Raw genomic sequence first — 10,621 nt, 5'->3', positions numbered from 1 at the left:
GGGGCGCACCGGGGCATGCGGAAGGAGCGGGGTGAACCTGTGAACGAGCGGCCGGCCGGATCGGCGAGGCGTCAGCGGACGGCGATCAGGCGGCGGGCACGCGGCAGGAACTTCGATCGGGACTCATCCCGAACACCTCCTTGCCTCGTGCGGTCACCGAATGGGCGGGCGATCCGGCCGGAAAAGGCCGCAGAGGATCGGCGCCTCAGCGACCGTAACACGATCACCGCCGTCCTTCTCTCGTACTTTTGACCGACACTGTCCCTGAAGTGGCCGATTCGTGCTCCTGCGACCTCTTGACCTTTGGAGGGCCGCAGGCTCGACTTAGGGTTCACAAGTTGGAGAGATGGCAGGAGTGGATCAGTAGTGGAGACTCCGGGTTCGCAGTCGTCCTTGCACCGCGCGAATCTCGAGCGGGTGGTGCGTGCCGTCCGGCTCGCCGGTTCGCTGACCCAGGCGGAGATCGCCCGTACCACCGGACTGTCGGCGGCCACGGTCTCCAATATCGTCCGGGAGCTGAAGGACGGCGGGACCGTGGAGGTCACGCCGACCTCGGCCGGCGGCCGGCGGGCCCGCAGCGTCTCGCTCAGCGGAGACGCGGGCATCGTGATCGGCGTCGACTTCGGCCACACCCACCTCCGGGTGGCGGTCGGCAACCTCGCGCACCAGGTGCTGGCCGAGGAGACCGAGCCACTGGACGTGGACGCCTCCTGGGTGGACGGGTTCGACCGGGCGGAGCACCTGGTCGGACGGCTGATCGAGGACGTCGGCACGGTCCGGGAGAAGGTGATCGGGGTAGGCCTCGGCGTGCCCGGCCCGATCGACGTGGAAGCCGGGACCCTCGGCTCCACCGCCATCCTGCCGGGCTGGGCCGGCATCAACCCCCGGGAGGAGCTCTCCCGGCGCCTGGGCGTGCCGGTGTACGTCGACAACGACGCCAACCTCGGCGCGCTCGGCGAGCTGGTCTGGGGGAGCGGCCGGGGGGTCAAGGACCTCGCGTACATCAAGGTGGCCAGCGGTGTCGGCGCCGGGCTGGTGATAAACGGGCAGATCTACCGGGGGCCGGGCGGCACCGCGGGCGAGATCGGGCACATCACCCTGGACGAGTCCGGGCCGGTCTGCCGCTGCGGCAACCGGGGCTGCCTGGAGACCTTCGCCGCCGCCCGCTACGTCCTGCCGCTGCTCCAGGGCAGCCACGGGCCCGAACTCACCATGGAGCGCGTGGTCGAGCTGGCCCGGGAGGGCGATCCGGGCTGCCGCCGGGTGATCACGGACGTGGGCCGCCATGTGGGCAGCGGGGTGGCCAGTCTGTGCAACCTGCTCAACCCCAGCCGGGTGGTCCTGGGCGGATCGCTTGCGGATGCCGGTGAACTGGTGCTGGCTCCCATCCGTGAATCAGTGGGGAGGTACGCGATTCCCAGCGCCGCCCGGCAGTTGTCGGTGCTGACGGGATCGCTGGGCGCACGGGCCGAAGTCCTCGGCGCGTTGGCCCTCGTACTGAGCGAGATGGGCGATTCGACGCTTTTGCTGGGCAGGGGCGGCGGGATGCAGGCTCCCCAGGTCTTGTCTTCAGTTAGATAACGGATGGCACCGTTGTCATCTCGTTAAGGATTCACTCCTTGACGGCAAATCGCGGCCGGGGTTGACTCACATCCACCTCGGCCGCGGTGTTGCGGCCTCGTCAGGGAGGTTCAGGAAATGAACACGCGTATGCGTAGAGCCGCCGTCGCCGTAGCCGCCACCGCAATGGCTGCCTCGCTCGCCGCCTGCGGGAGCGCCAAGGAGGCCGGCGACAAGCCGAAGGACTCCGCAGCGCCCGTGGGTGACGCGATCAAGGTCGGTCTGCTCCTGCCGGAGAACCAGACCGCGCGCTACGAGAAGTTCGACAAGCCGCTGATAGAGAAGAAGGTCGCCGAACTCACCGGTGGCAAGGGCGAGGTGCTCTACGCCAACGCCAAGCAGGACGCGACCACGCAGAACTCCCAGGTCGAGACGATGATCACCGCCAAGGTGAACGTCCTGATCGTGGACGCGGTGGACTCCAAGGCCATCGCCGGCGCGGTCAAGAAGGCCAAGGACGCCGGTATCCCGGTCGTCGCCTACGACCGCCTCGCCGAGGGTCCCATCGACGCCTACACCTCCTTCGACAACGAAGAGGTCGGCAAGGTCCAGGGCAAGGCCCTGCTCGAAGCCCTGGGCGACAAGGCCAAATCCGGCCAGATCGTCATGATGAACGGCTCGGTCACCGACCCGAACGCCGCGCTGTTCAAGAAGGGCGCGCACTCCCAGCTCGACGGCAAGGTCACCGTCGGCAAGGAGTACGACACCAAGGAATGGAAGCCGGAGAACGCCAACACCAACATGGCGGCGGCGATTTCGGCCCTCGGCAAGGACAAGATCGTCGGCGTCTACTCCGCCAACGACGGCATGGCCGGCGGCATCATCACCGCCCTCAAGGCGGCCGGCGTCGACCCGCTGCCCCCGGTCACCGGCCAGGACGCGGAACTCGCCGGTGTCCAGCGGATCGTGGCGGGCGAGCAGTTCATGAGCGTCTACAAGCCGTACGCGCCGGAGGCCGAAGCCGCCGCGAAGCTGGCCGTCGCCCTCGCCAAGAACGAGGACATCAAGACGATCGCCCAGTCCACCGTGGACAGCCCCACCACCAAGGGCGTTCCGTCCGTGCTGATCCCGGTGGTATCGCTGACCAAGGCCAACATCGCCGACACCGTGGTGCGCGACAACGTCTACTCGGTCGCCGAGATCTGCACCGACAAGTACAAGGCCGCCTGCGACGCCGCCGGCCTCAAGTAGCCGCCGCCGCCCTCCCCTTCGGGAGGAGGGCCCGCACACCTGCCCGGCGCCCCGCCCCTCATCCCCCCCGCCACCCGCGGGGCGCCGGGCAGAAACGTAAATGCAAGGCATCCCCGCCGGTCAGGCGGCGAAGGAGATGATTCACGTGTCCGCTGCGCCCGTGCTGGCGTTGCGAGGGGTCTCGAAGCGATTCGGTGCCGTCCAGGCCCTCACCGACGTAGAACTCGAGATCCATTCCGGTGAGGTGGTCGCCCTGGTCGGCGACAACGGCGCCGGCAAGTCGACGCTCGTCAAGACGATCGCCGGAGTCCACCCCATCGATGACGGGGTCATCGAGTGGGACGGCCGCCCGGTCTCCATCAGCAAGCCCCACGACGCCCAGAACCTGGGCATTGCGACGGTCTACCAGGACCTCGCGCTCTGCGACAACATCGACGTGGTCGGCAACCTCTTCCTCGGCCGCGAGCTCAAGCGCCGCGGCATCCTCGACGAGGTGGAGATGGAGCGGCGCGCCCGCGAGCTGCTCACCACCCTCTCCATCCGCATCCCGAGCGTCCGCATCCCCATCGCCTCGCTCTCCGGCGGCCAGCGCCAGACCGTGGCGATCGCCCGCTCCATGCTCGGCGACCCCCGGCTGGTCATCCTCGACGAGCCCACCGCGGCCCTCGGCGTCGAGCAGACCGCCCAGGTCCTCGACCTGGTCGAGCGGCTGCGCGAGCGCGGCCACGCCGTCATCCTCATCAGCCACAACATGGCCGATGTGAAGGCCGTCGCCGACAAGGTGGCGGTCCTGCGGCTGGGCCGCAACAACGGTGTCTTCAATGTCGCCGACACCTCGCAGGAAGAGATCATCTCCGCCATCACGGGCGCCACGGACAACGCCGTGACCCGCCGGGCGGCCCGCACCGGGGAGGCTCGCAAGTGAGCACCGACAACACGGCGAAGACCGCCCACGCCCCGGCGGCCCCGGTCGCCAAGGCGGACCACGAGGTCGTCAACCCGGCCGCCGCCGGAGACGCCATCCCGGCCGTCGACCCGCGCCTGCTGGTCCGCGAGCAGGGCCTGGCCGGCTACCTCGGCGAGTTCAGGCGCAAGCTCCGCGCCGGCGACCTCGGCTCGCTGCCGGTCGTCATCGGCCTGGTGGTCATCTGCGCCATCTTCCAGAGCCTGAACGCGAACTTCCTCTCCGCCGAGAACATCAACAACATCGCGGTCACGATGGTCGCCACCGGCATGATGGCCGTCGGCATCATCTTCGTGCTGCTGCTCGGCGAGATCGACCTCTCGGTCGGCTCGGTCAGCGGAGTCTCCGGCGCGATCGTCGCCGTCCTCGCCGTCACCCACGGCGTGAACGAATGGCTGGCGGTGCTCGCCGCCATCGCGGGCGGTGCCCTGATCGGCGCCATCCACGGCTTCTTCTTCGCCAAGATCGGCGCCCCGGCCTTCGCCGTCACCCTTTCGGGCCTGCTGTTCTGGTCCGGATTCATGCTCCAGCTGCTCGGCAGCAACGGCACCATCAACCTCGACTCCGAGGGCGTGGTCGGCAAGCTCACCACGTACTACTTCTCCGATGTCGCCGCCGCCTACGGGCTGGCCGCGGTGGCCGTCGCGGTGTACTTCGGGGGCTCCTTCCTGGACGCCCGGCGCCGGGCCGAGGCCGGCGTGCCCTTCCGGCCGCTGAGCGAGATCCTGCTCCGCACCGGGCTGCTCGCCGCGGTGGCCTTCGGCGCCGCCGCCGTGTTCAACCAGTACAAGGGCATGCCGCTCGCGGTGCTGCTCTTCGTGCTGGTCCTGGTCGGCACCGACTTCCTGCTCCGCCGCACCGGCTTCGGCCGCAAGGTGTTCGCCCTGGGCGGCAGCGTCGAGGCCTCCCGGCGGGCCGGCATCAACGTGGACCTGATCCGCATCTCGGTCTTCGCCATCGCGGGCACCTTCGCGGCGATCGGCGGCCTCTTCTGGGCCTCCAAGATCGCGGCGGCCAACCAGAGCGCCGGCGCCGGCGACCTGCTGATGAACGTGATCGCGGCGGCCGTGATCGGCGGCACCAGCCTCTTCGGCGGCCGGGGCCGGACCTGGAACGCCCTCCTCGGTGTCATGGTCATCACCTCGATCCAGTACGGTCTCGCCCTGCAGGGCATCGCCACACCGATCCAGTACATGATCACCGGTGCGGTGCTGCTGGCCACCGTGGTGATCGACTCGGTCACCCGCAAGACGCAGAAGACCGCAGGCCGCGCCTGAGACACCCCTGACGCGGTCCCTGTGCCCGGCACCCCTGAACGTGGGTGGTGCCGGGCACATCCGTGCGCCCGGCCACCTGAAGGTGTGGTGTGGGCCCGTGCGGATGTGCACATATGACGAAGGCCCGATGACGCACCGCGCGGCCGGAACATTAGACTCGACAGACCAGCAAGCAACTGCAAGGAGGCACGGGTGCTGCTGACCCGCATCAAGGGACCGCGCGATCTGGACCGGCTCAGCCCGGAGCAGCTGAACCAGCTGGCCGCGGAGATCAGGTCCTTCCTCGTCGACGCGGTCTCCAAGACCGGCGGGCACCTGGGCCCCAACCTCGGTGTCGTCGAACTGACGATCGCCCTGCACCGGGTCTTCGAGTCCCCCAAGGACAAGATCCTCTTCGACACCGGGCACCAGGCCTACGTGCACAAGCTGCTCACCGGCCGCCAGGACTTCACCGGGCTGCGCACCAAGGGCGGCCTCTCCGGCTACCCCTCGCGCGCCGAGTCCGAGCACGACGTGATCGAGAACTCGCACGCCTCCACCGTGCTGGGCTGGGCCGACGGCCTGGCCAAGGCCAACCAGGTGCTCGGCCGGGAGGACCACCACGTCGCCGCGGTGATCGGCGACGGCGCCCTCACCGGCGGTATGGCCTGGGAGGCGCTGAACAACATCGCCGCCGCCAAGGACCGCCCGCTGGTCATCGTCGTCAACGACAACGAGCGCAGCTACGGCCCCACCATCGGCGGCCTCGCCGACCACCTGGCCACCCTGCGCACCACCGACGGCTACGAGCGCTTCCTGGCCCGCGGCAAGGATCTGCTGGAGCGCACCCCGGTCGTGGGCAAGCCGCTCTACGAGACCCTGCACGGGGCCAAGAAGGGCCTCAAGGACTTCATCGCCCCCCAGGGCATGTTCGAGGACCTGGGCCTGAAGTACATCGGCCCCATCGACGGGCACGACCTCGAGGCCCTGGAGTCCGCCCTCACCCGCGCCAAGCGCTTCAGCGGCCCGGTCATCGTCCACTGCCTCACCCAGAAGGGCCGCGGCTACACCCCGGCCCTGGAGCACGAGGCGGACCGCTTCCACGCGGTCGGCGTCATCCACCCGGACACCGGTCTGCCCGTCAAGACCGCCGCCGCCAGCTGGACCTCGGTCTTCGCCGACGAAATGGTCAAGATCGGCCACGACCGCCCGGACGTGGTCGGCATCACCGCCGCCATGCTCCACCCGGTCGGCCTCAACAAGTTCGCCGAGGCCTTCCCGGACCGGATCTACGACGTCGGCATCGCCGAGCAGCACGGCGCCACTTCCGCCGCGGGCCTGGCCACCGGCGGGGTCCACCCGGTCTTCGCCGTCTACGCCACCTTCCTCAACCGCGCCTTCGACCAGGTCCTGATGGACGTGGCCCTGCACAAGTGCGGGGTCACCTTCGTCCTGGACCGGGCCGGGGTCACCGGCGACGACGGCGCCTCCCACAACGGCATGTGGGACATGTCCATCCTCCAGGTCGTCCCCGGCCTGCGGCTGGCCGCCCCGCGCGACGCCGAGCAGCTGCGCGCCCAGCTCCGCGAGGCCGTCGAGGTCAAGGACGCCCCGACCGTGGTCCGCTTCTCCAAGGGCGTGGTCGGCCCGGCCGTGCCCGCCATCGGCCGGATCGGCGGCATGGACCTGCTCCGCGCCCCGGCCCCCGAGGTCCGGCAGCCGGACGTGCTGATCGTCTCGGTCGGCGCGCTCGCCCCGATGTGCCTGGAGATCGCCGACCTGCTCGACAAGCAGGGCATCTCCGCCACCGTGGTCGACCCGCGCTGGGTCAAGCCGGTGGACGAGGCGCTCGCCCCGCTGGCCGAGCGCCACCGGGTGGTCGTCACCGTCGAGGACAACGGCCGTACCGGCGGCGTGGGCGCGGCCGTCTCGCAGGCCCTGCGGGACGCGGGCGTCGACGTACCGCTGCGCGACTTCGGAATTCCGCAGCGCTTCCTCGACCACGCCCTCCGCAAGGAGATCCTGGCCGAAATCGGGCTGACCGCCCCGGACATCGCCCGCCAGGTCACCGGCCTGGTCGCCAAGCTGGACGGCCGCTACGAGAGCGAGCCGGCCGCCGCGGTCGACTGATGCGGTGACCGCAACAGGCGCGGCCGGGACCCGTTCCGACGGGTCCCGGCCGCGCCTTTGCCGTGCGGCGGCCGGTCGACCGCGCCGGTCAGCTGCCGACGACGGTGAAGCTGCGCCAGGGCAGGCTGTGCGGTGCGGTCACGTTCGACAGGCTGGTGGCCACGTAGATCCCGTCGGCCTTGTCCGTGTGCCGGCAGTTCTCCGTCCGGTACAGCACGATGTCGACCAGGGTGTTGTTGTGCACATGGGCGGCGCCGCGCGGGAGGGCGATCCGGTGGCACCCCCGGACCAGGGTGTTCGAGTAGACCAGCTCGGCGGGCGAGTCGTGGGCGCGGAAGGAGAGCGTGCCGACGGTGGTCCTGCCCAGGCCCGAGCAGGCCGTGGCGGTCAGCAGCAGCAGTGCCGATCCGGTGATGACGCCGATGCGCCGGTGGCGCCGGTGGTGGGACATGGCTCGGTCCTCGTCTGTGCGGTGATGGCGGCCTTGCCCGCAGCCTGGACCGCCGGGCGCTCGGCGGCATGCGGTGCGCCGCCGTGCGGATGACGGCCGATGGGGGTCCTTCCTGTTGCAGGTCCCCGGCGGGGAGGAACATCCTTGAGGGGGTGATCCGCCCGGCCGTGCGTGCCGGCACCCCCCTCACGCCGTGGGGGCCCGTTCGGAGGTGTGCCCGTGAGTGCGAATCTGAACAGTTCCTTCCGCACGAAATCGGTGGAACAGTCCATCCGCGACACGGAGGAACCCGAGCACCAGTTGCGGAAATCCCTCTCCGCCTGGGACCTCATGATCTTCGGTGTCGGCGTCATCATCGGCACCGGCATCTTCGTGCTGACGGGCATTGCGGCCCGGAACAACGCCGGTCCCGCCACCGCCCTGTCCTTCGTGGCCGCGGGTGTCGTCTGCGGCCTCGCGGCCCTCTGCTACGCCGAGTTCGCCTCGACGGTGCCGGTGGCCGGATCGGCGTACACCTTCAGCTACGCCTCGATCGGCGAGCTGCCCGCCTGGATCATCGGCTGGGACCTGGTGCTGGAGTTCGCCCTCGGCACCGCGGTGGTGGCGGTCGGCTGGTCCGGGTACGTACGCCATCTGATGGAGACCAACCTCGGCTGGGAGCTGCCCACCGCGCTGGCCGGACCCGATGCCGGCGGTTCCTTCGACCTGCTGGCCTTCCTCCTGGTCCTGGCGCTGACCGCGATCCTGGTCGTCGGGACGAAGCTCTCGGCCCGGATCACCGCGATCGTGGTCGCCATCAAGGTGACCGTGGTGCTGCTGGTCATCGTCGCCGGACTGTTCTTCATCAAGGCCGAGAACTACTCGCCGTTCATCCCGCCGGCCCAGCCGCAGGCGGAGTCCGTCAGCGGCTGGCACGCCCCGCTGGTCCAGCTGATGTTCGGCTACGAACCCACCAACTTCGGCGTCATGGGCATCTTCACCGCAGCCGCCCTGGTGTTCTTCGCCTTCATCGGCTTCGATGTCGTGGCGACGGCGGCCGAGGAGACCAGGAACCCGCAGCGGGACATGCCCCGCGGCATCCTGGGCTCGCTGTTCGTCTGCACCCTGCTCTACGTCGCCGTGACCCTGGTCGTCACCGGTATGCAGCACTACACGCAGATGTCGCCGACCGCCCCGCTCGCCGAGGCCTTCAAGTCCGTGAACCAGCCGTTCTTCGCCGGGGCCATCAGTCTCGGCGCCGCCGTCGGCCTGATCACGGTCAGTATGATCCTGCTGCTCGGCCAGACCCGGGTGTTCTTCGCGATGAGCCGTGACGGCCTGCTGCCGCGCTTCTTCTCCGTCACCCACCCGAAGTTCCGCACCCCGTACCGCGCGACCATCCTGCTCGGCGTGGCCATCGCCTTCCTCGCCGGCTTCACCAGCCTGGAGAAGCTCGCGGAGCTGGTGAACATCGGCACCCTGTTCGCGTTCGTGGTCGTCGCACTCGGCGTGATCATCCTCCGCCGGACCCGCCCGGACCTGCACCGCTCCTTCCGCACCCCGTGGGTACCGGTGCTCCCGATCGTCTCGATCGCCGCCTCCCTGTGGCTGATGCTCAACCTGCCGGCCGACACCTGGCTGCGGTTCGGGATCTGGATGGTCGTCGGCATCGTCGTCTACTACCTGTACGGCCGCCGGCACAGCCGGCTGGGCCTGGGGCTCGAAGGGCCCCGCGGGAACGTCACCACCACCCCGAAGCAGCCGCCGAGCTGAGCACGCGAAACGGCCGGGCCCCAGGAGCGGGGCCCGGCCGTCCGGTGCGTGCGGAGGCTGCGTCAGCCGGCCTTGGCCGGGGACTTCTTCGCGGAGGCGGGGATCTTCTCGTCCTTGCGCAGGGCCTCCCACAGCTGGGTGGCCTGCGGCTCGGCGACGATCACCCGGTTCGGGTCGATCTTGTCGTACGCCACCGGGAGCATGATGGTCTCCATCGTCTGCGGGTCCACGCCCTTCATGCTCTTGGCGAAGTCCGAGAGCTTGGTGAGCGAGCCCAGTTCGGAGTCGGTGGTCAGCGACTTGGTGCCGGCGTCGGCGAGCTTGTAGAGGCGGGCCGGGTTGCCGAGGGCGTCCTGCTTCTTGATCTCGGCCAGCATCGCGGTCATGAACTTCTGCTGGAGACCGATGCGGCCGAGGTCGCTGCCGTCCGCGTAACCCTTGCGGGTCCGGACGAACTTCAGCGAGTCGGTGCCGTTGAGCCGGTGCTCCCCGGCGTCCAGGGTGATGCCGCCCTTGGAGCCCTTGATCGGCTGGTCGAGGGTGACGGTGACCCCGCCCAGCGCGTCGACCAGGCCCTTGAACCCGGCGAAGTCCACCTGGACGAAGTGGTCCACGCGGACTCCGGACAGCTGCTCCACGGTCTTGACCACACAGGCCGGACCGCCGGTGCCCAGCACGCTGTTGATCATCGTGCGCTTCTGGCCGGGGATCGTCCTGCCGTTCTCGTCCTTGCAGTCCGGCCGGGTGATCAGGGTGTCGCGGGGGATGCTGATGGCGGTGGCCTTGGTCCCGCCGGCGGGTATGTGCATCAGCAGGGTGGTGTCCGAGCGGGCGCCGCTCACCTGGCCGCCGTCCAGCTCGCCGTTGTCCCCGGCCCGCGAGTCGGAACCGATCACCAGGATGTTCTGGGCCCCGGTCACCACCTTCTGCGGGCGGTTGTCACCGATGGCCTGGTCCAGGTCCACGCTCTGGATGTTGCCGTTGAGGTGGTTGTACGTCCACCAGGCTCCGCCGCCGAGCGCGACCACCACGGCCAGCAGGCTCCACAGCAGGACCCGGCGGATCTTCTGGCCCCGGGTCCGCGTGCGGGTGGTGCTCCGGCGCCGCCCGGCGCGGCCCTCCGGCGGAGTCGTCGAACCTGAAGTGTCTGCAGTCATTCCCGGGGACCGGTCCTTCCGCACTGATGAGAGAGGGCACGCGGCCTATAACATAAACGCACTCTTGAGCGAGTAAAGAGCCGGGGTATGCTCAACTCCG

8 protein-coding genes are annotated in these 10,621 nt (G+C 69.6%); 6 read left to right on the top strand and 2 right to left on the bottom strand.

Annotation, left to right across the window (positions count from 1 at the left end):
- Positions 1–366: 366 nt before the first annotated feature.
- From DEJ50_RS07270 to dxs, 5 genes are all read left to right on the top strand, one after another.
- Complete coding sequence (locus DEJ50_RS07270; RefSeq protein WP_150206764.1) at positions 367–1,581, top strand: ROK family transcriptional regulator; 1,215 nt, start codon at positions 367–369, stop codon at positions 1,579–1,581.
- A gap of 129 nt (positions 1,582–1,710) precedes the next feature.
- A complete protein-coding gene (locus DEJ50_RS07265) occupies positions 1,711–2,811 on the top strand; it encodes a substrate-binding domain-containing protein (RefSeq protein WP_190344334.1) in 1,101 nt (366 codons plus the stop codon).
- A 136-nt stretch (positions 2,812–2,947) separates the two neighbouring features.
- Positions 2,948–3,736: an ATP-binding cassette domain-containing protein gene (locus DEJ50_RS07260; protein ID WP_150206762.1), complete on the top strand. Its 789-nt coding sequence runs from the start codon at positions 2,948–2,950 to the stop codon at positions 3,734–3,736.
- Positions 3,733–5,052, top strand: coding sequence for a sugar ABC transporter permease (locus DEJ50_RS07255; protein WP_150206761.1), 1,320 nt, complete (start codon positions 3,733–3,735; stop codon positions 5,050–5,052). Before DEJ50_RS07260 ends, DEJ50_RS07255 begins: the two co-directional genes overlap by 4 nt.
- Positions 5,053–5,244: 192 nt before the next feature.
- The gene (gene dxs / locus DEJ50_RS07250; RefSeq protein WP_150206760.1) at positions 5,245–7,161 is read left to right on the top strand and encodes a 1-deoxy-D-xylulose-5-phosphate synthase; all 1,917 of its coding nucleotides are present in this window, start codon (positions 5,245–5,247) and stop codon (positions 7,159–7,161) included.
- An 88-nt stretch (positions 7,162–7,249) separates the two neighbouring features.
- On the opposite strand, the gene DEJ50_RS07245 is transcribed toward dxs, so the two are convergent.
- Positions 7,250–7,612, bottom strand: a complete 363-nt coding sequence (locus tag DEJ50_RS07245) for a hypothetical protein (RefSeq protein WP_150206759.1) — start codon at positions 7,610–7,612, stop codon at positions 7,250–7,252.
- A gap of 219 nt (positions 7,613–7,831) precedes the next feature.
- Between DEJ50_RS07245 and DEJ50_RS07240 the strand changes: the two genes are divergently transcribed.
- Positions 7,832–9,364 carry an amino acid permease gene (locus DEJ50_RS07240; protein WP_150206758.1) on the top strand — a complete coding sequence of 511 codons (1,533 nt, stop codon included), beginning with the start codon at positions 7,832–7,834 and terminating at the stop codon, positions 9,362–9,364.
- A gap of 62 nt (positions 9,365–9,426) precedes the next feature.
- Here DEJ50_RS07240 and DEJ50_RS07235 read toward each other — a convergent pair whose 3' ends face one another.
- Positions 9,427–10,521, bottom strand: a complete 1,095-nt coding sequence (locus DEJ50_RS07235) for an LCP family protein (RefSeq protein WP_150206757.1) — start codon at positions 10,519–10,521, stop codon at positions 9,427–9,429.
- Positions 10,522–10,621: the final 100 nt, after the last annotated feature.

It is taken from the genome of Streptomyces venezuelae, assembly GCF_008642295.1.
Classification (GTDB): Bacteria; Actinomycetota; Actinomycetes; order Streptomycetales; family Streptomycetaceae; genus Streptomyces; species Streptomyces venezuelae_C.
The sequence above is the reverse complement of the archived record's forward strand: the minus strand, read 5'-3'. Positions and strand labels throughout refer to the sequence as shown.